We start from the raw sequence: 21,960 nt of genomic DNA, 5'->3' as shown, positions 1-21,960 counted from the left end.
GACGCCGCTCGCCCGGCCGACGGCAGGGCCGCCGTGGCGGCGGGAACGCCCCGGCCGCCCGGCCGCCCGGCCGCCCGGCCGCCCGGCCGCCCGGCCGCCCACCGCCCACCGCCCGATGCTCAGTCCTCGTGGCCGAGTTGGAGGTCGCGCTCGGTGCGCCCGCCGCCGGCCACCTGGAGGACGGTGGCGACGGGCGGGTACCCGGCGGCGATGACCGTGTACTCGCCGGAGGACAGGTCGACGAAGCGGAAGGTGCCGTCGGGCCCGGTGGTGAGGGTGTCGACGACGTTGCCCGCGGCGTCCAGCAGGGTGACCCGGGCGTCCTCCACGGGGCGCCCTCCCCCGGCCCGTACGGTGCCGCGCAGCACCGCCCCGCCGGCCAGTTCGATGTCCTGGCGGGTCTCGCGGGAGGCCTGGACGCTGACGGGGAGCGCGGCGGGCCGGAAGGCGGGGGCGCTGGCGGCGAGCGTGTACTCGCCCGCGACCAGTTCGCCGATGACGTAGCCGCCCTCGCGTCCGCTGCGGGTGGAGGCGACGACCTCGCCGCGCACGTCGGTGAGGGTGACGGCCGCGTCGCGCACGGGCGTGCCGTCGGCGGTGACGACGCTGCCCGCGAGCCGCCCGGCGCCGCCGAGGACGACGTCGAGCTCGACCGGCCGGTCGCCGACGGTGACGGAGACGGCCTGCGGCTGGTGGCCGCCGGCCGCCGCGATCAGGACGTACGCGCCGCCGCCGGGGACGCTCAGGGCGTACCGCCCGTCCTCGCCGCTCGCGCCGCGGCCGATCTGCCGGCCCTGGACGTCGATGAGGGTGAGCGCGGCCCGGGGGACCCGGCTGCCGTCGTGGTGCTGGACGGTGCCGCAGACGGGCACTCCGGAGTGGGGAGGGGCCGCGGGAGCGGGGGTGGGGGTGGCGTGGCGGGCGTGCGGGACCGCCTGGAGGCCGCCGGTCTCGTCGGCGTGGGTGGCCTCGGTGAGGGGGCTGTGGTGGGACACCAGCGGTTTCTCCTTGAGGAAGAAGGCGAGGACGAGGCCGAGCACGAGGACCGGCACGAGGTAGAGGAAGATCCGCGGCATCGCGTCCGCGTACGCCTGGACGTACGCGTCGCGCAGGGCGGGCGGCAGGGTGCGGACGGTCCCGGGGGTGATCGACTCGGCCGGCGGCAGCGGGGTGGAACCGTCCTGGGCGAGGACGCCGGCGAGCCGGTCGCCGAGGGCGTCGTCGAGCCGGGAGGCGAAGAGGGTGCCGAAGACGGCGGCGCCGACGCTGCCGCCGATCTGGCGGAAGTAGGTGTGGGCGCTGGTGGCGGTGCCGAGGTCGGCGGGGCGTACGGAGTTCTGCACGGCGAGCACGAGGACCGGCATGACGAGGCCGATGCCGGTGCCGAGGACGGCCTGCCAGAGGCTGTGCTGGAGGCGCGGGGTGTCGGCGTCCATGCGGGAGAGCAGCCACATGCCGAGGACGGAGACGGCCCCGCCGATCACCGGGTAGGGCTTGTAGCGGCCGGTGCGGCTGATGAGCTGGCCGGAGACCACGGAGGCGATGACGATGCCGCCCATGAGGGGCAGCATCAGGAGGCCGGATTCGGTGGCGCTGGCGCCCTCGACCATCTGCAGGAAGCTGGGGAGGTAGCTGGCGGCGCCGAAGAGCGCGATGCCGACGACGGCGCCGACGAGGGCGGTGACGGTGAAGACGGGGTCGCGGAACAGCCGGAGCGGGATGAGCGGTTCGGGTGCGAAGCGCTCGACCACCAGGAAGAGGAGGGCCGTTCCGGCGGCTCCGCAGCCGAGGGCGAGGACGACCCGGGAGTTCCAGGCGTACTCGGTGCCGCCCCAGCTCGTCAGCAGGACGAGGCAGGTGGAGGCGGCGGCGAGGAGCAGCGCCCCGAGGACGTCGAAGCGCGCGCGTGCGGTGGGCTTGGGGAGCTTGAGGACGACGGCGACGACGGCGAGGGTGACGAGCCCGAAGGGCACGTTGAAGTAGAAGCACCAGCGCCAGGAGACGTGGTCGGTGAAGAAGCCGCCGAGCAGCGGTCCCGCGACGGAGGCGAGTCCGAAGGCGGCGCCGATGAGCCCCATGTAGCGGCCGCGTTCCCGGGGCGGGACGATGTCGGCGATGATCGCCTGGACGCCGATCATGAGGCCGCCGGCGCCGATGCCCTGGACCGCGCGGAAGGCGATGAGCTGGTCCATCGTGCGGGACCAGCCGGCGAGGCCGGATCCGATGACGAAGACCACGATGGCGAAGAGGAAGACGCCCTTGCGGCCGAGGAGGTCGCCGAGCTTTCCGTAGACCGGCAGGCCGATGGTGGAGGTCAGCAGGTAGGCGGTGATCGCCCAGGACATCCGGTCCAGGCCGTGGAGTTCGCCGACGATCTTCGGCAGGGCGGTGGCGACGATCATCTGCTCCAGCGCGGCGAGGAGCAGCGCGAGCATGAGGCCGCAGAAGACGAGCCGGACGCGGCGGGGGTCGAGGCCGGCGGGCCCCGGACCGGGCGGTGGCGCGGGGTCGGCGGGCGGGCCGTCCGGGGCGAGCGGTTCCCCGTCCCCGTCGAGGCCTTTCACGATCGTGATCGCACCCACGTGTCTGCTCCCCTCGTCACGGCGTCTGCGCCGCGCCATTCTTCGCATTGCGCGCGAAGGGGGAGCAAGTCGGGCGGTACGGGAGGGGGGTGGCGGGCCGGTGGGTGAACGTCCCTGCACCACGGCGCACTTGGGGCGCTCATCAGCGCGTTTACGAGAAGGCCCGCGCCCCCCGGCGCGCGGAGGGCCGGTACGGGGGGCGCGGGCGATCCACTCGAATCGGTGAACGCTCCGGGCGTTACTTCTCGACCTCGTCGGCCAGCTTGGCGAGGACGGCGTCGTAGATGCGGCCGAGGCCCTTGGGCGCGAAGGTCTTCTCGAAGAAGCCGCCGATGCCGCCGGCGCCGTTCCAGACGGTGGTGACGACGGCGCGGGACTTGCCCTCGCCGGCGGGCGTCACGGTCCAGGTGGTGACCATGGAGGAGTTGCGGTCCTTCTCGACGAGCTGCCCGTCGGTGGGCTCGGTGACCTCCAGGAGGCAGTCGCGGACGCGCTTGCTGGTGGCCTGGAGCTTCCAGTGGACGAGGGTGCCCTCGCCGTCGCCGCCCTCGCGCACCTCGTACTCGCTGAAGTGCTCGGGGAGCAGCTTCGCGCGCGTGCCGCTGTAGTCGGCCAGGGCGTCGAACACCGTCTCCGCGTCCGCGGCGATGATCCGTTCCGTGGTGGCCTCGACCTGCGCCATCGACTTCCTCCAGCTCGTGATTCCTCAGGGGGTGTGGGCCTAGCGAACCACGTGGGCTCCGGGGGGCGAAATCCGGGTTGCGACAATCAAGGGAACAGGTGTTCTATTCTGAGCGAACGGTCGAGGCCGAGCCATCGAGGAGACGTCCATGCGCCGGGACAATCCGGGCGACACCCCCACCGCCCCCGCCGGCATCGCCCTGTTCGGCACGGACGCGGTCACCACCCGCACCTTCGACACCCCCGACCTCCGGGGCGTCACCTTCCACGAGGTCCGGGCCCGCTCGATCCTGAACCGGGTGCCCGGCGCCTCCCGGATGCCGTTCGAGTGGACGGTCAACCCGTACCGCGGCTGCACGCACGCGTGCGTGTACTGCTTCGCCCGCAGGTCCCACGCCCATCTCGACCTGGACACCGGCCTGGGCTTCGACTCCCAGATCGTCGTCAAGGTCAACGCCCCGGAACTCCTGGCCCGGCAGCTCGCCTCCGCCCGCTGGCAGGGCGCGCACATCGCCATGGGCACCAACGTCGACTGCTACCAGCACGCCGAGGGCCGCTACCGCCTCATGCCGGGCATCCTCGCGGCACTGCGGGACCGGGCGAACCCGTTCTCGATCCTCACCAAGGGCACCCTGATCCTGCGCGACCTGGAGCTCCTCGCCCAGGCCGCCCGGGTCACCGAGGTCGGCGTCTCCGTCTCGGTCGGCTTCACCGACCGGGAGCTCTGGCGGACGGTCGAGCCCGGCACCCCCTCACCGCGGCGTCGCCTCGACGTCGTCCGCACCCTCGTCGAGCACGGCATCGACTGCGGGGTCCTGATGGCGCCCGTGGTGCCCTTCCTCGGCGACCGGCCCGAGCAGCTGCGCGCGACGGTCCGCGCGATCGCCGAGGCCGGCGCGAGCTCGGTCACCCCGCTCGTCCTGCACCTGCGGCCGGGCGCCCGCGAGTGGTTCACGGCCTGGCTGCGCGACCACCACCCGGGCCTGGTCCGGCGGTACGAGCGGATGTACGCGGACGGGGCCTACGCGCCGACCTGGTACCAGCGCCGGATCACCCGTCAGGTGCACGAGCTGGCCGCCGAGTTCGGCATCGGGCCCGCCCACCGGGGCGCGGCGCGCCGGATCCCCGTACCGGAGGAGCCGTCCCCGGCGACCGTCCCGGAGCAGCTCACCCTCCCCTGAGCGTCCGGGCGGCACCCCGACAGCGCGCCGGGCCGATCATCGGACCGGTCACCTGACACGCCGTCGGATCCGCATCCGTTCGGGTCAACTCTCGCCGGAACAGGTCCCCTCGGCGCCGGTTCGGGACACAAACGCCCTATGACCCCACGCGCAGGAATGCTGATCGCCGCTGGAGCGCTGGTCGCCGGGACGGTCACCGTCCTGCCCGCCGCCCCCGCGGGCGCCGGTGAACCGGCCCCCCGGCCGATCCCCGGCCTCACCTGGACCGAGTGCGCCACGAAGGCCTACCCCCGGCTCCAGTGCGCCACCCTGAAGGTACCGCTCAACCACGACGACCCGGCCGGGCGGAAGATCACCCTGGCCCTCACCCGCGTCCCGCACACCGCGAGGACCTTCCAGGGACCGCTGCTCGTGAACCCGGGCGGCCCCGGCGGCAGCGGGCGCGGCATGGCCGGGTACGTGGCGGCCTCCCTGCCCCCGAAGGTGGCCGCCGAGTACGACGTGATCGGCTTCGACCCTCGCGGCGTCGGCAAGAGCGAGCCCGCGCTCGACTGCAAGCCGGGCCACTTCGCGCCCGTGCGGGCGGACTCGGTGCCGACCGGGGCCGCGGCCGAGCGGACGGCCGTCGATCGGGCGCAGTCCTTCGCCCGGGCCTGCGGCGAGAAGTACGCGGACGTGCTGCCGTACATCGACACCGTGAGCACCGCCCGGGACCTGGACGCGATCCGGCGGGCGGTCGGCGCTCCGAGGATCAACTACCTCGGCTACTCGTACGGCACCTATCTGGGTGCCGTGTACGCGCGCCTGTACCCGGACCGGGTGCGGCGGATGGCGCTCGACTCCGTCGTGAACCCGCACGGCGTCTGGTACGAGGACAACATCGCGCAGGACTACGCCTTCGACGACCGCCACAAGGACTTCATGGCCTGGGTGGCCCGGCAGAACGCCGTGTACGGGCTGGGCACCGACCCGGCGGCCGTCGAGGCCGCCTGGTACCGGATGCGCGACGCCCTGCGCACGACCCCGGCGGGCGGCAAGGTCGGCCCCGCCGAGCTGGAGGACACCTTCCTGCCCGGCGGCTACTACAACGGCTACTGGCCCCGTCTGGCGAGCGCCTTCGCCGCGTACGTCAACGACGGGGACCCGGAGCCGCTGAAGGAGGCGTACGAGCGGTACGGGGAGGCCGACGCGGCCGCCGACAACGGCTACTCGGTCTACACGAGCGTGCAGTGCCGGGACGCGGGCTGGCCCCGCGACTGGAACGTGTGGCGCAAGGACAGCTGGGACGTGCACGCGAAGGCGCCGTTCTCCACCTGGAACAACGCCTGGTACAACGCTCCTTGCGCCTTCTGGCCGGTGGAGTCGCTGACCCCGCCGGACCTCACCAACGACCAGCTGCCGCCGGTCCTCGTCTTCCAGGCCACGGACGACGCCGCGACGCCGTACGAGGGCGGGGTCGCCCTGCACCGTCTGATGCGCGGCTCCAGCCTCGTCGTCGAGGAGGGCGGCGGGAACCACGGGGTGACCCTCGGCGGGAACGACTGCCTCGACGAGCACCTGGCCGCCTACCTCGCCACGGGCAGGGTCCCGCGCGGCGAGGGCGACACCGAGGTGGACGCGATCTGTGCCGCGCTCCCCGACCCGGAGCCGGAGCCCGTGACCGCGGCCGCCCCGGCGCCCCCGGAGAAGAGCGGCAAGCGGGCGGGCGCGGTGCGCGCGGAACGTGCCGGCATCGCCCTGCACGGTCTCCTCGGCCACGTGCGCTGACCCCCTCCCGCCTTTCCCGGTGGCCGCTCCCCGCAAAAAAAAGGGGGGCGGGCACTGTCGGTGGCGTGCGCGAGGATGGAGGACATGACGAGCCACCTCACCCACGTGCCCGCGCCCGACGGCCTCGCGCCCAGCCCCCAGTACAGCCACGTCGTGTGGGGGACGGGCCGGTTCGTCGCGATCTCCGGGCAGTGCGCCCTCGACGCCTCCGGCGCGGTGGTCGGGGAGGGCGACGCGGCGGCCCAGGCCCACCAGGTCTTCGCGAACCTGGAGCGCTGCCTCGCGGCGGCCGGCGCGGGCTTCGGGGACGTGGTGAAGCTGACGTACTTCGTCACGGACGTGGCCCACCTCCCGGCGGTACGGGAGGCCCGTGACGCCCACTTCGCGGGCGCGCCGCTGCCGGCGAGCTCGGCGGTCCAGGTGTCGGCGCTGGTCCGTCCCGAACTCCTCGTGGAGATCGAGGCGTTCGCGCTGATACCGGAGCAGGCCTGAGCGGCGCCCGGTGAGACCGGCGCGGAGCGCCGTTTGCTAGGTTGACGCGCATGTTCCTCTTCCGTGCGTAGGAGTCGGCGATCCGACGACCGTGCCCAGCCGGGCGCGGTGTCCCGCCGTCCCTTCACGCCCCGGCGCCGCGGGCCGTCTCCCGGCGCCCTCTTCGAGGAACTCCGTCATGTCCGTGACCTCCCCTGCCCGTTTCCCCGCGCCCGGCTACGCCGCGGTGCTGCGCACCCCGCACGCACGCCGCACCTTCGGCGCGGCCCTCCTGGGGCGGCTGTCCAACGGCGTCACCCCGCTCTCCCTGGTCCTCTCCGTGAAGGACGGCACCGGCTCGTACGCCGCGGCCGGCACGGCCATGGCCGTGTTCGGGCTGGCCGGTGTCCTGCTGTCGCCCGCGCGAGCCGGTCTCGTCGACCGGTTCGGGCCGCGCCGCGCGCTGGTGCCCCTGGCCGTCGCGTGCGCGCTGCTGCTCGTCGCGCTCGCGGTGGCGGCGGCCCGGCCCACGGCCCCACCGGCCGCCCTCGCGGTCCTGGCCGCCGGCGCGGGGGCGCTGATCCCGCCGCTCGGCCCGGTGTCCCGGGCGTTGTGGAGCGGGATGCTGTCCGACCGGGACCTGCTGAGGCGGGCGTACAGCCTGGACACGGTGGCGGAGGAACTCCTCTTCGTCACGGGTCCGTTGCTGGTGGGGCTGCTCGTGCGGTACGCGTCGGCGCCGGCCGGTCTCGCGGTGAGCGCCGGACTCGTCCTGACCGGCACCCTCGCACTCGTCACCTCCCCGGTCGTGCGGGGCGCGACGAAGGAGCGGGAGCGCGAGGCTCCCGGGACGGGGGCGGGTCCGGTGGGGTCGCCCGGCGGCGGACCGGCCCGGGCGGCGGCCGTCGCCGCGGCGACGGGCATGTGCCTGGGCGCCGTGGACCTGCTCGTGATCGCCTTCGCGGACGCGCACGGGCGGCCGGGGACGGTGCCCTGGGCGCTGGCCGCACTGTCGGCGGGCAGCGCGGTGGGCGGCCTGGTCCACGGCGCCGTGTCCTGGCGGCTGCCCACCGCCGTCCGCCTCTCCCTGCTCACGCTCGGCCTCGGTGGGGTCCTGGCGGTGGCGGGCCTCTCCCCGCATCCGTACGCGCTGGTCGGCGGGATGGCGTTCGGCGGGCTGTTCCTGGCGCCGGCGCTCACGAACGCGTACCTGCTGGCGGACGAGTCCGCTGCACCCGGCCGCCGCACCCGGGCCGGGGCCTGGGTCAACACCGCGTTCAACGCCGGCAGCACGGCGGCGACAGCGGGGGTGGGCCTCCTGGTGGGGCGGCTGCCGCTGTCCCTGTGCTTCGCGCTGGCCGCGTCCCCCGCGGTCCTCGCGGCCGTCGGAACCCTGGTGCCCGTGCTCCCGCGCCCGGGCCGCCGGTCAGCCGGCGGGGCCGAGCAGGTGCAGTGACCGTGCGGCGGCCGTACCGAGCCTGGGGTGCGGGAGGGCCGCCTCCAGGGCGGGGCGGGCCCGGGTGTCGCCCAGGGCGCCGAGGCCCTCGACGCAGGCGAGGCCGACCCGCCAGTGGGGGTCGTCGGTCCGAAGTCGCCGTCCGAGGACGGTGATCAGGGCCGGCACGGACTCGGGGGCGCGGAGCTCTGCGAGCAGCCGGACCGGGAGCAGGGCGTAGGCGACGCGGAGTTCGTTGGTCGCGAGGGCGGCGGCCGCGCGCGCGGTGCGGGGGTCGCCGAGCCGGACCAGGGCGTGGGCGGCGGTGACGCAGCGCTCCGGGTCGCGGTGGTTGAGGAGCAGGACGAGGGCCTCGAAGGCACGGGGGTCGCCGGCGACGCCGAGGGAGTAGGCGGCGATCTCGCGGGCCCAGAGGGGCTGCCCGGGTGCGGTGAGGACGCGGTGCAGTTCCTCGGGGCCCCCGGAGCCCTCGGTTCCGGCGAGTTCCACGAGTTCCGCGAGTTCCACGAGTTCCGTGAATGCCGTCGGGACCTCTCCGGAGGCATTCTCGATCTCGTCCCGCAATCGATCGATCATCGAGCAGAATTCCGGGTCCTCGGAGATTTCCATGAATCCGACCCTATCCGCGATCCAGATCACACTTTCCCCACTTCCCGGGACTGGCGCGCTCGTTACCGGCCGGTTAGTCTCAGGTGAGCGGGCACCACCCGCACCTCTCACGACGGCCTGGTGACGCAGCCGTTGTGTTCGCTCGTCGGTTCGGCAGTTTCGACGCGGCTCCGGGACAGAGCCCGTCGCACCTTTTCCCGGGCACCGCCCTCTTTTCCGGGCCTCGCCCTTTCCCGCGCCCCTTTTCGTGCGCGCACTGCCCTCAGTCGTCACTCTTCCTCTGGAGTCCCCTGATGGACACCCCTCTCTCCACCATCGCCGTCGTCGGTCTCGGCACCATGGGCACGGGCATCGCCGACGTCCTCGCCCGGGCCGGCCGCGAGGTCATCGGCATCGACATCAGCGACACCGCCGCCGCCCGGGCCGTCGCCGCCCTGGAGGCCTCCACCGCCCGCGCCGTGGCCCGCGAGCGGATCACCGAGGAGGAGCGGCAGGACGTCCTGGCCCGCTTCCGTACCTTCTCCGACCTCCAGGCGGCCGCCGGGGCCGACCTCGTGATCGAGGTCGTGCCCGAGTCGTACGAGGCGAAGCAGGAGGTCTTCCGGGCCCTCGACGGGATCGTCCGCCCGGACGCGATCCTGGCCACCGGCACCAACGCCCTCTCGGTGACCCGGCTCGCCGCCGACTCGGCGCACCCCGAGCGGGTCCTCGGCCTGCACTTCTTCGCCCCGGTCCAGGCGATGAAGCTGGTCGAGGTCGTCTCCTCCGTGCTGACCGACCCGCGGGCCGTGGACGCCGTCACCCGGCTCGCCCAGGACCTCGGCAAGGAGCCGGTGGCGGTCGGCGACCGGGCCGGTTTCATCGCGGACGGGCTGCTCTTCGGCTACCTGAACCAGGCCGCCGCCATGTACGAGGCCAAGTACGCCTCCCGCGAGGACATCGACGCGGCGATGAAGCTGGGCTGCGGCCTGCCGATGGGCCCGCTGGCCCTGCTCGACCTGGTCGGCGTCGACACGGCCCGTACGGTCCTGGAGGCCATGTACGCCGCCTCGCACGACCGGCTGCACGCCCCGGCGCCGATTCTCAAGCAGCTCAGCGAGGCCGGTCTGACCGGCCGCAAGGCGGGCCGCGGCTTCTACACGTACGCGGCGCCGGGCTCCGGCGAGGTCGTGCCCGACGCGCTGACCCCGTCCGCCTCCGCCGACGCCGGCGGCGGCCGCGAGATCCGCTCGGTCGGCGTCGCCGGCTCGGGCACCATGGCCTCCGGCATCGCCGAGGTGTTCGCGAAGGCGGGTTACGCGGTCGTGCTCGCCGCCCGCTCCCCGGAGAAGGCGGACGCCGCCAAGGCCCGGATCGCCAAGTCCCTGGCCCGCTCGGTCGACAAGGGCCGGATGACGGCCGAGGCGCGCGACACGACGCTCGCCCTGATCACCCCGGCCGGCACGCTCGACGCCTTCGCCGAGGTCGACCTGGCCGTCGAGGCGGTCGCCGAGGACCTGGCGGTCAAGCAGGAGCTGTTCGGGCGGCTCGACAAGATCTGCAAGCCGGGCGCGGTGCTCGCCACCACGACCTCCTCGCTGCCGGTCATCGCCTGCGCCCGCGCCACCTCGCGCCCGCAGGACGTCATCGGGATGCACTTCTTCAACCCGGCGCCCGCGATGAAGCTGGTGGAGATCGTCCGTACGGTCCTGACCGCCGACGACGTCCACGCCACCGTCCGCGAGGTCACGGCCAGGATCAGGAAGCACCCGGTGGACTGCGGTGACCGCGCCGGCTTCATCGTGAACGCGCTGCTCTTCCCGTACCTGAACAACGCGGTCAAGATGGTCCAGGAGCACTACGCGACCCTGGACGACATCGACGCGGCGATGAAGCTGGGCGGCGGCTACCCGATGGGCCCGTTCGAGCTGCTCGACGTGGTCGGTCTGGACGTCTCGCTCGCGATCGAGCAGGTGCTGCACCGCGAGTTCCGCGACCCGGGCCTCGCTCCCGCCCCGCTCCTGGAGCACCTGGTGGCGGCGGGCTGCCTGGGCCGCAAGACGGGTCGCGGCTTCCGCGAATATGCCCGACGCTGAGTCCCGCACCGCCGGCTGGGGCGGTCTGCTGAGTCCCCCGGGCGCCGCCGGTGCCCCGGGGGCCTCCCCGCCCCCACCTGGGCACACTCCCGCTCCGATGCAGTACGTTCGGACCATGCCCAAGGCCGCGAAGACACCCCGTGCCACGTCCCCGTCCGACGCTCCGGAGAGCGCGGCGGGCACCCGTGCCGCCGCGCAGCGGCTCAAGATGCGCCGGGAGCTCGCCACCGCCGCGATGGAGCTCTTCGCGACCAAGGGGTACGAGGCGACCACCGTCGACGAGATCGCGGCCACGGCCGGGGTCGCGCGGCGGACGTTCTTCCGGCACTTCCGGTCCAAGGAAGAGGCGATCTTCCCTGATCACGACGACACGCTGGTGCGGGCGGAGGCGGTGCTGAACGCCGCGCCGCCGCACGAGCACCCGCTCGACACGGTGTGCCGGGGCATCAAGGAAGTCATGAAGATGTACGCGGGGTCCCCCGCGGTCTCCGTGGAGCGCTACCGGCTCACCCGCGAGGTGCCGACCCTGCGGGAGCGGGAGATCGCCTCGGTGGCCCGCTACGAGCGGCTCTTCACCCGCTATCTCCTCGGGCACTTCGACGAGCGGGACCACCACGACGGCAACGACGACCCGCTGCTCGCCGAGGTGGCCGCGTCCGCGGTCGTCACCGCCCACAACCACGTGCTGCGCCGCTGGCTGCGGGCGGGCGGCGAGGGCGACGTGGAGGCCCAGCTCGACCACGCCTTCGCGATCGTCCGGGAGACCTTCGGGTCGGGCATAGGCGCCCGCCCGGTGGCCGCCGGGAGCACCACCGCCGCACCGGCCGAGCCGGTCCCCGAGGCGCCGGTCGTGACGGCGTCCACGACGGGTGACGTCGTGGTCGCCGTGGCGCGCACGGACGCCCCGCTCGACGAGGTCATGCGCACCATCCAGCAGGCGCTCACCAAGCCCTGAGTCCCGCTCCGCCGAGAGGGCCGCCCCCGGATTCCGGGGGCGGCCCTCTCGGCGTTCCCGTGATGTTCCCGCAGCTCACGGGCCATTTCGATCGATCATCGCTCATCCGTGACGGGCAGATTGCATCTGAGTGAAATTGTTGGCACGCAGTGCCTTGTCAGGTGACACGCCGTGCCATACGTTGATGTTGTCCGGGCGGCCGGCGCGCAGAGACCACACCTCGCGCGCCGGCTGTCCCCACCAGCCGACGGCCGGTGCGCCCGGACGCCTGCGTCACAGGCACCCTCGCGCTCCACCACACAGCGCCGCCACCGCACCACCGCGCCGAACCGACGGCACACCTCCACAGCAGTACTCACCGCCGTAACCCCCAGGCGTCCCTCCCTCAGGACGCTCACCGCCGGAGGCAACCCGTGAAGGAAATCCTGGACGCGATCCAGTCCCCGGACTCCACGTCCGCCGACTTCGCGAACATCAAGCTCCCCGAGTCGTACCGGGCCGTCACCGTCCACAAGGACGAGGCGGAGATGTTCGCCGGCGTCGACAGCCGCGACAAGGACCCGCGCAAGTCGCTCCACCTCGACGACGTCAAGCTCCCCGAGCTCGGCCCGGGCGAGGCGCTCGTGGCCGTCATGGCGAGCTCCGTCAACTACAACTCGGTCTGGACCTCGATCTTCGAGCCGGTCTCGACCTTCGGTTTCCTGGAGCGCTACGGGCGCCTCTCCGAGCTCACCAAGCGCCACGACCTGCCGTACCACGTCATCGGCTCCGACCTCGCGGGCGTCGTCCTGCGCACCGGCCCGGGCGTCAACGCCTGGCAGCCCGGCGACGAGGTCGTCGCGCACTGCCTCTCGGTCGAGCTGGAGTCCTCGGACGGCCACAACGACACGATGCTCGACCCCGAGCAGCGCATCTGGGGCTTCGAGACCAACTTCGGCGGCCTCGCCGAGATCGCCCTCGTCAAGTCCAACCAGCTGATGCCGAAGCCCGGCCACCTGAGCTGGGAGGAGGCGGCGGCCCCCGGCCTCGTCAACTCCACCGCCTACCGCCAGCTGGTCTCCCGCAACGGCGCCGGCATGAAGCAGGGCGACAACGTCCTCATCTGGGGCGCCAGCGGCGGGCTCGGCTCCTACGCCACGCAGTTCGCCCTGGCCGGCGGCGCCAACCCGATCTGCGTCGTCTCCTCGCCCGAGAAGGCCGACATCTGCCGGTCCATGGGCGCCGAGGCGGTCATCGACCGCAACGCCGAGGGCTACAAGTTCTGGAAGGACGAGAACACCCAGGACCCGCGCGAGTGGAAGCGCTTCGGCTCCAAGATCCGTGAGCTGACCGGCGGCGAGGACATCGACATCGTCTTCGAGCACCCGGGCCGCGAGACCTTCGGCGCCTCCGTGTACGTCACCCGCAAGGGCGGCACCATCACCACCTGCGCCTCGACCTCGGGCTACATGCACCAGTACGACAACCGCTACCTGTGGATGTCGCTGAAGCGGATCATCGGCTCGCACTTCGCGAACTACCGCGAGGCGTGGGAGGCCAACCGCCTGATCGCCAAGGGCAAGATCCACCCGACGCTGTCGAAGGTCTACTCCCTGGAGGAGACCGGCCAGGCGGCGTACGACGTCCACCGCAACCTGCACCAGGGCAAGGTCGGCGTCCTCGCCCTCGCCCCGCAGGAGGGCCTGGGCGTCAGCAACCCCGAGCTCCGGGCCCAGCACATCGACGCCATCAACCGCTTCCGGAACATCTGAGGTCCCGAAGATGACTGAGCGCCAGAAGGACCGGCCGTGGCTCATGCGGACGTACGCCGGCCACTCGACCGCCGAGGCGTCCAACGAGCTGTACCGGCGCAACCTCGCCAAGGGTCAGACCGGCCTCTCGGTCGCGTTCGACCTGCCGACGCAGACCGGGTACGACCCCGACCACGTCCTCGCCCGCGGCGAGGTCGGCCGGGTCGGCGTCCCCGTCTCGCACCTCGGTGACATGCGCCGGCTGTTCCAGGACATCCCCCTGGAGCAGATGAACACCTCGATGACCATCAACGCCACCGCCATGTGGCTGCTGGCGCTCTATCAGGTGGCCGCCGAGGAGCAGGGTGCGGACATCACCAAGCTCCAGGGCACCACCCAGAACGACATCGTGAAGGAGTACCTGTCGCGTGGGACGCACGTCTTCCCGCCCGGCCCCTCGCTCCGCCTCACGACGGACATGATCGCGTACACGGTCAACCACATCCCGAAGTGGAACCCGATCAACATCTGCAGCTACCACCTGCAGGAGGCCGGGGCCACGCCGGTCCAGGAGGTCTCGTACGCGATGGCGACCGCGATCGCGGTCCTCGACTCGGTCCGCGACTCCGGTCAGGTCCCCGAGGACCGCTTCGGCGAGGTCGTCGCCCGCATCTCCTTCTTCGTGAACGCGGGCGTCCGCTTCATCGAGGAGATGTGCAAGATGCGCGCCTTCGGCCGCATCTGGGACAAGATCACGCTGGAGCGGTACGGCATCGAGGACCCGAAGCAGCGGCGTTTCCGCTACGGCGTCCAGGTCAACTCCCTCGGCCTGACCGAGGCCCAGCCGGAGAACAACGTCCAGCGGATCGTCCTGGAGATGCTGGCCGTCACCCTCTCCAAGGACGCCCGCGCGCGCGCCGTGCAGCTCCCGGCCTGGAACGAGGCCCTCGGCCTCCCCCGGCCCTGGGACCAGCAGTGGTCGCTCCGCATCCAGCAGGTGCTCGCCCACGAGTCCGACCTGCTGGAGTACGAGGACATCTTCGCCGGCTCGCACGTGATCGAGGCCAAGGTGGACGCCCTGGTCGAGGAGTCCCTGGCCGAGATCGACCGGATCCAGGAGATGGGCGGCGCGATGGCCGCCGTCGAGTCCGGCTACCTCAAGTCGCAGCTGGTCTCCTCGCACGCCGAGCGGCGCGCGCGGATCGAGGCCGGCGACGACAAGATCGTCGGCGTCAACATCTTCCAGTCGACCGAGGAGAACCCCCTCACGGCCGACCTGGACACCGCGATCATGACGGTCGACCCGGCGGTCGAGGCCCGGGTCGTCGCCTCGATGAAGACCTGGCGCGACAACCGCTACCAGCCGCCGTTCAACCACCCGCGGCCCTGCAAGGCCCTGGAGCGCCTCAAGGAGGCCGCGAAGGGCACGGAGAACCTCATGGAGGCCACCCTGGAGTGCGCCCGCGCCGGGGTCACCACCGGCGAGTGGGCCGGGGCCCTGCGCGAGGTGTTCGGCGAGTTCCGCGCCCCCACGGGCGTCTCCTCCGCCCCGGTCGCCGTGACGGCCGAGGCGGGCACGCCGCTCGCGCTGGTCCGCGAGAAGGTGGCCAGGACCGCCGAGGACCTGAACTGCGGACGGCTGCGGCTGCTCGTCGGCAAGCCGGGGCTGGACGGGCACTCCAACGGGGCCGAGCAGATCGCCGTACGCGCGCGCGACGCCGGCTTCGAGGTGGTCTACCAGGGCATCCGGCTGACCCCCGAGCAGATCGTCGACGCCGCCCTGGCGGAGGACGTGCACTGCGTGGGCCTGTCGATCCTCTCCGGCTCGCACTCCGCGCTGGTCCCGGACGTCCTGGACCGCCTCCGCGAGGCGGGCGCCCCGGACATCCCGGTCATCGTCGGCGGGATCATCCCGAACGCCGACGCCGCAGAACTGAAGCGCGCGGGCGTGGCCGCCGTCTTCACACCGAAGGACTTCGGTATCACGGAGATCATCGGCCGTATCGTCGACGAGATCCGCCAAGCGAACAAGCTCAGCCCCCTGGAAAGTACGGAGGTCCTCGCATGACCAGCCCTGTGAACCGGCTCCGCCCCCGCCGCTCCTGCCTCGCGGTCCCCGGCTCCAACCCGCGCTTCCTCGAGAAGGCCCAGGGCCTCGCCGCCGACCAGGTCTTCCTCGACCTGGAGGACGCGTGCGCCCCGCTGGCCAAGCCCGAGGCCCGGCACACCATCGTGAAGTTCCTGAACGAGGGCGACTGGACCGGCAAGACCCGCGTGGTCCGCGTCAACGACTGGACGACCCACTGGACCTACCGCGACGTCGTCACGGTCGTCGAGGGCGCCGGCCAGAACCTCGACTGCATCATGCTGCCGAAGGTCCAGGACGCCCAGCAGATCGTCGCCCTCGACCTGCTGCTCACGCAGATCGAGAAGACCATGGGCTTCGAGGTCGGCAAGATCGGCATCGAGGCGCAGATCGAGAACGCGCAGGGCCTGACCAACGTCAACGCGATCGCGCAGGCCTCCCAGCGCGTCGAGACGATCATCTTCGGCCCGGCCGACTTCATGGCCTCCATCAACATGAAGTCCCTCGTCGTCGGCGAGCAGCCGCCCGGCTACCCGGCGGACGCGTACCACCACATCCTGATGAGCATCCTGATGGCGGCGCGCGCCAACAACCTCCAGGCGATCGACGGCCCCTACCTGCAGATCCGCAACCAGGAGGGCTACAAGGCGGTCGCCCGGCGCGCCGCCGCCCTGGGCTTCGACGGCAAGTGGGTGCTCCACCCCGACCAGGTCGCCGCCGCGAACGAGATCTTCTCGCCCTCGCAGGAGGACTACGACCACGCCGAGCTGATCCTCGACGCGTACGACTACTACACGTCCGAGGCCGGCGGGAAGAAGGGCTCCGCGATGCTCGGCGACGAGATGATCGACGAGGCCTCCCGCAAGATGGCCCTGGTCATCTCCGGCAAGGGCCGCGCCGCCGGCATGCAGCGCACCAGCAAGTTCGAGATCCCGGAGGCCTGAGTCCGATGCAGTTCGGCCGTACCTACGAAGAGTTCGAAGTCGGTGCCGTATACAAGCACTGGCCCGGAAAGACGGTCACCGAGTACGACGACCACCTCTTCTGCCTGCTGACGATGAACCACCATCCGCTGCACATGGATGCGAACTACGCCGAGAACACGACGGATTTCGGCAAGAACGTCGTCGTCGGCAACTACATCTACTCGCTGCTGCTCGGCATGTCCGTGCCGGACGTCTCCGGCAAGGCGATCGCCAACCTGGAGATCGAGTCGCTGCGGCACGTGGCGCCGACCTTCCACGGCGACACGATCTACGGCGAGACCACGGTCCTCGACAAGACCCCGTCGAAGTCGAAGAACGACCGCGGCATCGTCTACGTCGAGACCAAGGGCTACAAGCAGGACGGCACCCTCGTCTGCGTCTTCCGCCGCAAGGTGATGGTCCCCACCGAGACGTACATCAAGGAGCGCGGCGGCGAGCAGCCCGGCCGCCCGGAGCTGAAGGCACAGGAGAAGTAGCCATGGCGCGACTCGCCCAGACCCACGGTCTGACCGATGTCCAGCAGGAGATCCTCGCCACCGTCCGGGACTTCGTCGACAAGGAGATCATCCCGGTCGCGACGGAACTGGAGCACCGCGACGAGTACCCGCAGCAGATCGTCGACGGGCTCAAGGAGCTCGGCGTCTTCGGCCTGATGATCCCCGAGGAGTACGGGGGCCTGGGCGAGTCGCTGCTCACCTACGCGCTGTGCGTGGAGGAGATCGCCCGCGGCTGGATGTCGGTCTCCGGCATCATCAACACCCACTTCATCGTGGCGTACATGCTCAAGCAGCACGGCACCCAGGAGCAGAAGGAGCACTTCCTTCCGCGCATGGCGGCCGGCGAGACGCGCGGCGCCTTCTCGATGTCGGAGCCGGGCCTCGGCTCGGACGTGTCGGCGATCACCTCGAAGGCGGTCAAGGACGGCGACGAGTACGTCCTCAACGGCCAGAAGATGTGGCTGACGAACGGCGGCACGTCGACGCTGGTGGCCGTTCTCGTCCGAAGTGACGAAGGACACCCGGAGGGCACGGCCCCCCACAAGTCGATGACGACCTTCCTCGTCGAGAAGGAGCCCGGCTTCGGAGAGGTCCGCCCCGGCCTCACGATCCCCGGCAAGATCGACAAGATGGGTTACAAGGGCGTCGACACGACCGAGCTCATCATGGACGGCCTGCGCATTCCGGCCAATCGTGTGCTCGGCGGGGTCACCGGCCGAGGGTTTTACCAAATGATGGACGGTGTCGAGGTCGGCCGCGTGAATGTGGCGGCCCGTGGTTGCGGCGTCGCGCAGCGTGCTTTCGAGCTGGGCGTTTCGTACGCCCAGCAGCGCCACACCTTCGGCAAGGCGATCGCCCAGCACCAGGCGATCCAGTTCAAGCTGGCCGAAATGGCTACCAAGGTCGAGGCCGCCCATGCCATGATGGTGAACGCAGCACGCAAAAAGGACTCCGGAGAACGAAACGACCTCGAAGCAGGGATGGCGAAGTACCTCGCCTCCGAATACTGCAAGGAGGTCGTCGAGGACGCCTTCCGGATCCACGGTGGATACGGGTTCTCGAAGGAGTACGAGATCGAGCGCCTCTACCGGGAAGCCCCGATGCTGCTCATCGGTGAAGGTACCGCCGAGATCCAGAAAATGATCATTGGTCGTCGGCTGCTCGAGGAGTACCGATTCCAGGGTTGATTGTCGCTTTTGAGCCGGTTCGGCCGCGAAGAAGATCACACCCTGTGTTCGTCTTCCGGCCGCCGACTCGGTTCCTGGCTTGCCCAGTTGCGCCCCGCAACCGATAGCATCGCCGGAAAGCCGCCGTCCCCCGTTGCCAGTGCGGCATCATCCGCTACGAAGGTCATCCATGCCCGACAGTCGAACCTCTGCACATCGCGACAGCCTCAAGGGCGCGCGCATCGCACGCGGAGCATCGCCGTGGCTTCTGCCGACCGTCGCCACCGCGGCGCTCAGCCTCGTGCGCGCGCGCAAGTCGAGGCGGGCCGCGGCCATCGCCGTGCCGACCACCGCTCTCGCGGCCGGCATGCTGTGGTTCTTCCGCGACCCCGAGCGCGAGATCGCTCAGGGCCGGGTCATCTCCCCCGCCGACGGTGTGGTGCAGAGCATCATGCCGTGGAAGGACGGACGCACCCGGGTCGCCATCTTCATGAGCCCGCTGAACGTCCACGTCAACCGCGCGCCGCTGGCCGGCACGGTGACGTCCGTGGAGCACGTTCCCGGCGGGTTCGTCCCGGCGTTCAACAAGGAGAGCGAGAACAACGAGCGCGTTGTCTGGCACTTCGACACCGAGCTCGGTGACATCGAGATGGTGCAGATCGCCGGCGCCGTCGCCCGGCGGATCGTGCCGTACATCCCGCAGGGGACGAAGGTCGAGCAGGGTGACCGCATCGGTCTGATCCGGTTCGGCTCGCGCGTCGACATCTACCTCCCCGAGGGCGTGGAGGTCGCGGTCGAGGTCGGCCAGGTCACCACCGCGGGGGTGACTCGCATTGACCGTGATTGATCCCGACACACGGGCCGCCGACTGGGTCGCCGAGGCCGAGGCGGTCGAGGACGCCGAGGAGATGCCGCTGTCGCTGAGGCTGTCCATAGCGGACGCCCTCACGCTCGGTAACGCCACGTGCGGCTTCATGGCGGTGTACTTCACCACCACCGGAATCCTCATCCCGCACCTCACCGGCAGCAGCGAGACCGGCATGGCGCGCAACAGCGCCGCCACCGCCGTGATCCTGATGCTGGCCGCGGCGATCTTCGACCTCTTCGACGGCATCGTGGCGCGCAAGCTCCGCAGCTCGCCGATGGGCGCCGAGCTCGACAACCTGTCGGACCTGATCAGCTTCGGTCTGGCCCCGGCCTACTTCGTGCTCGTGTACGGCATGGTCGCGGACGACGCGCAGCAGAAGGTCTCGGCCGTGGCCGCGATCGTGGTGCTCCTCGCCGTGGTGCTGAGGCTCGCGAGATTCTCGTGCGTGACGATGAAGGACGGCATGTTCCAGGGCATGCCGAGCCCCTTCGGCGCGCTGACGGTCGTCTCGATCGTGCTGCTTGAGCTGCCCTTCATCCCGACGCTGCTCGCGATCATCGGAGTGGCGTGGCTGATGGTCAGCCGGGTCGAGTACCCGAAGCCCCGGGGCGTCCTCGCGGTGGCGATGCTCAGCTGGATCGTCGGTGCGATGGCCATGCTGGCGGCCTGGGCGTTCGACGCGCCGGGCGGGGCGTTCCTGCTCCAGACCGGTTGCGCGCTGCAGGTCGTGCTGGGCGCCGTGATCCCCCTCTTCGCGACGGCCCGCCGGGTGAACACCTTCCGTGACAACCGGCGCGAGAGCCGGGAGGCGCGGGCGGCACAGCTGCCGTAGCGGGCAGCGGAACAGCGTACGGAAGGGCTCCGGGAGGCGAACCGCCTCCCGGAGCCCTTTTCGCGTGCCCGGGGCCCCTAGAGACGCTTGTAGTAGAGCGTGGTGGGGCGGAGGGTGCCGGCGGGGTCGGCGGCGTACTCCGGGATCGTCCCGGCGGCGGTCCAGCCCGCTCCCCGGTAGAGGCGCTCCGCCGGGCTGCCGGTCTGGGTGTCCAGGACCAGCAGCGTGAGGCCCGTCGCGGCGGCGTGCGCCTCGGCCGCGGCAAGGAGGCGCTGCCCGAGGCCCCGGCCGCGGGCCGAGCTGTGGACGAGGAGCCGGGCGATCTCGCCGCGGTGCCGGCCGTTGGCCGCCCCGACGCGGACGAGGGTGACGACGCCCGTCAGCCGCCCGTCGGGGGCGCGGGCCGCCCAGACGTCCCGTACGCCCCGCGCGGCCTCCTCGGCGACCCCGGACCACCAGGAGGCCGCCTCCGCGGCGTCCAGGGGCGCCAGGAAGCCGACGGAGGCCCCGCCGTCCACGGCGTCGACGAGGAGCGCGGCGAGGCCGTCGGGAGCGTGGGCCCGTACGGCCTCGGGGGTGAGCCGCTCGACGACGTCGAGCCGCCGCTCCAGACAGAGGAGGTCCGGGCGGTCGTCCCAGGACGCGACGGGGCCGAAGCCCAGGCTCCGGTAGAGGGCGAGCGGCTCCTCCCGCCAGTTCCAGACCGTGAGGCGTACGGCGGGGGCGCCGGCGTCCGCCGCCCGGCGCAGGGCCTCCGCCACGAGTGCCCTCGCGACCCCCTTCCTGCGGGCCTCGGGCGCGACCCAGAGCCGCTTGATCTCGGGCACGCGGCCCTCCCGGGGCGCCTTGAGGACCACACAGCCGGCCGGCTCGTCGGCGCCGGGCGGAGTGGCGAGCAGGACGGTGTCGGCGGCGAACGCGACGGCCGGGTCCTCGGCCTCGGCGCGGTACCCGGGCGGGAGCCCGGCGGCGGTCGCCACGGGGACGCCCTTCTCGGCCTGGTTCACGAGGTGGTAGGCGGTGAGCAGGGCGGGAAGGCGGGGGTGGGAGCGGTTCTCCTCGATGCGTGCGGTCATGCACGGAGCTTCACACCACCGTGTTACCACCAGGTGACGCTCTTCTAGGGTGGGCCCATGCGTGTACTGGTAGCGGGCGCCACGGGCGCCGTCGGTCGTCAGTTGTCGCCCCGTCTGGAGGCGGCCGGCCACGAGGTCGTGGGCCTCTCCCGGCGCGGGCCCCGGCCCGTGGACGTGCTCGACGCGGAGGCGGTGCGCCGGGCGGTGTCCTCCATCGCGCCGGACGCGGTGGTGCACCAGCTCACCGACCTGGGCGGGGCGGACGGGGCCGCGAACGACCGGCTCCGCGTCGACGGCACCCGCAACCTGGTGGACGCGGCGCGCGCGGCGGGCGTGCGCCGGATCGTCGCGCAGTCGATCAGCTGGGCGTACGCCCCCGGGGACGGGCCCGCCGACGAGTCCGTACCGTTCGATCCGACCGAGGAGGCGCCGCGGGCCCGGATCGTCGCCGGGGTACGGGCCCTGGAGTCCGCGGTGGCCGAACTGCCCGAATCGGTGGTGCTGCGCTACGGCATCCTCTACGGGCCCGGCACCTGGTACGCGCCGGGCGGCGCCGTCGCCGCCGCGCTGGCCGGGGATCCGGCGGCACGGTTCCTCGGCAGTACGGCGGCCGACGATTCGGTCAGCTCGTTCGTACACGTCGCCGACGCCGCCGAGGCGGCCGTGCGGGCCCTGGAGTGGCCCTCGGGCGCGTACAACGTGGTGGACGACGAGCCGGCCCCCGGGCACGCCTGGCTGCCGGTCCTCGGAGCGGCCCTGGGCGTACCGGTCCCGGAGCGGTCCGGGGGCCGGGCGGGCTGGGCCCGGGGGGCGCTGAACGCCCGGGCCCGTGCGCTCGGGTGGGCCCCGGCCCGGACGTCCTGGCGGACGGGCTTCGCGGACCAGGGGGCGTAGACCACGGGCCGGTGCCCCTCCCCCGCGGGGCGGCACCCATCCCTGCCC

Annotated in this window: 18 protein-coding genes and 1 pseudogene; 14 read left to right on the top strand and 5 right to left on the bottom strand. The window is 72.1% G+C overall.

Going from position 1 to position 21,960, the window contains the following annotated elements:
* Positions 1 to 119: 119 nt before the first annotated feature.
* Together IE180_RS25545 and IE180_RS25540 are read right to left on the bottom strand one after the other, a co-directional pair.
* A complete protein-coding gene (locus tag IE180_RS25545; RefSeq protein WP_229860863.1) occupies positions 120 to 2,582 on the bottom strand; it encodes an MFS transporter in 2,463 nt (820 codons plus the stop codon).
* Between the two features lie 238 nt (positions 2,583 to 2,820).
* On the bottom strand, positions 2,821 to 3,264 hold the full coding sequence (locus IE180_RS25540) for an SRPBCC family protein (RefSeq protein ID WP_030686492.1): 444 nt from the start codon (positions 3,262 to 3,264) through the stop codon (positions 2,821 to 2,823).
* A gap of 148 nt (positions 3,265 to 3,412) precedes the next feature.
* On the opposite strand from IE180_RS25540, the gene IE180_RS25535 reads away from it, so the two are divergent.
* The 4 genes from IE180_RS25535 (at position 3,413) to IE180_RS25520 (ending at position 8,138) form a co-directional block, all read left to right on the top strand.
* On the top strand, positions 3,413 to 4,444 hold the full coding sequence (locus tag IE180_RS25535) for an Rv2578c family radical SAM protein (protein ID WP_190159295.1): 1,032 nt from the start codon (positions 3,413 to 3,415) through the stop codon (positions 4,442 to 4,444).
* A gap of 138 nt (positions 4,445 to 4,582) precedes the next feature.
* Positions 4,583 to 6,211, top strand: coding sequence for an alpha/beta hydrolase (locus IE180_RS25530; RefSeq protein WP_229860862.1), 1,629 nt, complete (start codon positions 4,583 to 4,585; stop codon positions 6,209 to 6,211).
* An 84-nt stretch (positions 6,212 to 6,295) separates the two neighbouring features.
* Entirely contained in the window at positions 6,296 to 6,703 is a 408-nt protein-coding gene (locus IE180_RS25525; RefSeq protein ID WP_190159294.1) for a RidA family protein, read from the top strand.
* A 178-nt stretch (positions 6,704 to 6,881) separates the two neighbouring features.
* Complete coding sequence (locus IE180_RS25520; protein ID WP_190159293.1) at positions 6,882 to 8,138, top strand: MFS transporter; 1,257 nt, start codon at positions 6,882 to 6,884, stop codon at positions 8,136 to 8,138.
* Here IE180_RS25520 and IE180_RS25515 read toward each other — a convergent pair.
* A complete protein-coding gene (locus IE180_RS25515; RefSeq protein WP_190159292.1) occupies positions 8,109 to 8,747 on the bottom strand; it encodes a HEAT repeat domain-containing protein in 639 nt (212 codons plus the stop codon). The genes IE180_RS25520 and IE180_RS25515 overlap by 30 nt on opposite strands.
* A gap of 293 nt (positions 8,748 to 9,040) precedes the next feature.
* On the opposite strand from IE180_RS25515, the gene IE180_RS25510 reads away from it, so the two are divergent.
* The 9 genes from IE180_RS25510 to pssA all read left to right on the top strand — a co-directional run bounded on the left by IE180_RS25510 (position 9,041) and on the right by pssA (position 19,942).
* A complete protein-coding gene (locus tag IE180_RS25510; protein ID WP_190159291.1) occupies positions 9,041 to 10,822 on the top strand; it encodes a 3-hydroxyacyl-CoA dehydrogenase family protein in 1,782 nt (593 codons plus the stop codon).
* A gap of 115 nt (positions 10,823 to 10,937) precedes the next feature.
* The gene (locus IE180_RS25505) at positions 10,938 to 11,777 is read left to right on the top strand and encodes a TetR family transcriptional regulator (protein WP_229860859.1); all 840 of its coding nucleotides are present in this window, start codon (positions 10,938 to 10,940) and stop codon (positions 11,775 to 11,777) included.
* 413 nt (positions 11,778 to 12,190) lie between these two features.
* Positions 12,191 to 13,528 (top strand): crotonyl-CoA carboxylase/reductase, encoded by a 1,338-nt coding sequence (gene ccrA, locus IE180_RS25500; protein WP_190159289.1) that lies wholly within the window; start codon positions 12,191 to 12,193, stop codon positions 13,526 to 13,528.
* A gap of 10 nt (positions 13,529 to 13,538) precedes the next feature.
* A complete protein-coding gene (locus IE180_RS25495) occupies positions 13,539 to 15,575 on the top strand; it encodes an ethylmalonyl-CoA mutase (protein ID WP_190159288.1) in 2,037 nt (678 codons plus the stop codon).
* A complete protein-coding gene (locus IE180_RS25490) occupies positions 15,572 to 16,537 on the top strand; it encodes an HpcH/HpaI aldolase/citrate lyase family protein (RefSeq protein WP_030686470.1) in 966 nt (321 codons plus the stop codon). The genes IE180_RS25495 and IE180_RS25490 overlap by 4 nt, the downstream gene beginning before the upstream one ends.
* Positions 16,538 to 16,542: 5 nt before the next feature.
* Entirely contained in the window at positions 16,543 to 17,055 is a 513-nt protein-coding gene (locus IE180_RS25485) for a MaoC family dehydratase (RefSeq protein WP_190159287.1), read from the top strand.
* A gap of 2 nt (positions 17,056 to 17,057) precedes the next feature.
* A complete protein-coding gene (locus IE180_RS25480; protein ID WP_190159286.1) occupies positions 17,058 to 18,263 on the top strand; it encodes an acyl-CoA dehydrogenase family protein in 1,206 nt (401 codons plus the stop codon).
* 169 nt (positions 18,264 to 18,432) lie between these two features.
* Positions 18,433 to 19,089 carry a phosphatidylserine decarboxylase gene (locus tag IE180_RS25475; protein ID WP_190159285.1) on the top strand — a complete coding sequence of 219 codons (657 nt, stop codon included), beginning with the start codon at positions 18,433 to 18,435 and terminating at the stop codon, positions 19,087 to 19,089.
* Entirely contained in the window at positions 19,082 to 19,942 is an 861-nt protein-coding gene (gene pssA, locus IE180_RS25470; protein WP_190159438.1) for a CDP-diacylglycerol--serine O-phosphatidyltransferase, read from the top strand. The genes IE180_RS25475 and pssA overlap by 8 nt, the downstream gene beginning before the upstream one ends.
* Positions 19,943 to 20,019: 77 nt before the next feature.
* On the opposite strand, the gene IE180_RS36730 is transcribed toward pssA, so the two are convergent.
* Positions 20,020 to 20,553, bottom strand: a complete 534-nt coding sequence (locus tag IE180_RS36730; RefSeq protein ID WP_229860884.1) for a GNAT family N-acetyltransferase — start codon at positions 20,551 to 20,553, stop codon at positions 20,020 to 20,022.
* Positions 20,554 to 20,601: 48 nt separating this feature from the next.
* Positions 20,602 to 21,018, bottom strand: a pseudogene (locus tag IE180_RS36725) (GNAT family N-acetyltransferase); the annotation flags it as partial.
* Between the two features lie 57 nt (positions 21,019 to 21,075).
* Here IE180_RS36725 and IE180_RS25460 point away from each other — a divergent pair.
* Complete coding sequence (locus IE180_RS25460) at positions 21,076 to 21,912, top strand: NAD-dependent epimerase/dehydratase family protein (RefSeq protein ID WP_190159283.1); 837 nt, start codon at positions 21,076 to 21,078, stop codon at positions 21,910 to 21,912.
* The last annotated feature ends 48 nt before the right edge of the window (positions 21,913 to 21,960 follow it).

The organism is Streptomyces litmocidini (genome assembly GCF_014649755.1).
GTDB lineage: Bacteria > Actinomycetota > Actinomycetes > Streptomycetales > Streptomycetaceae > Streptomyces > Streptomyces litmocidini.
Note: the sequence above shows the minus strand (reverse complement) of the source record. Positions and strands in the feature narration are given on the sequence as shown.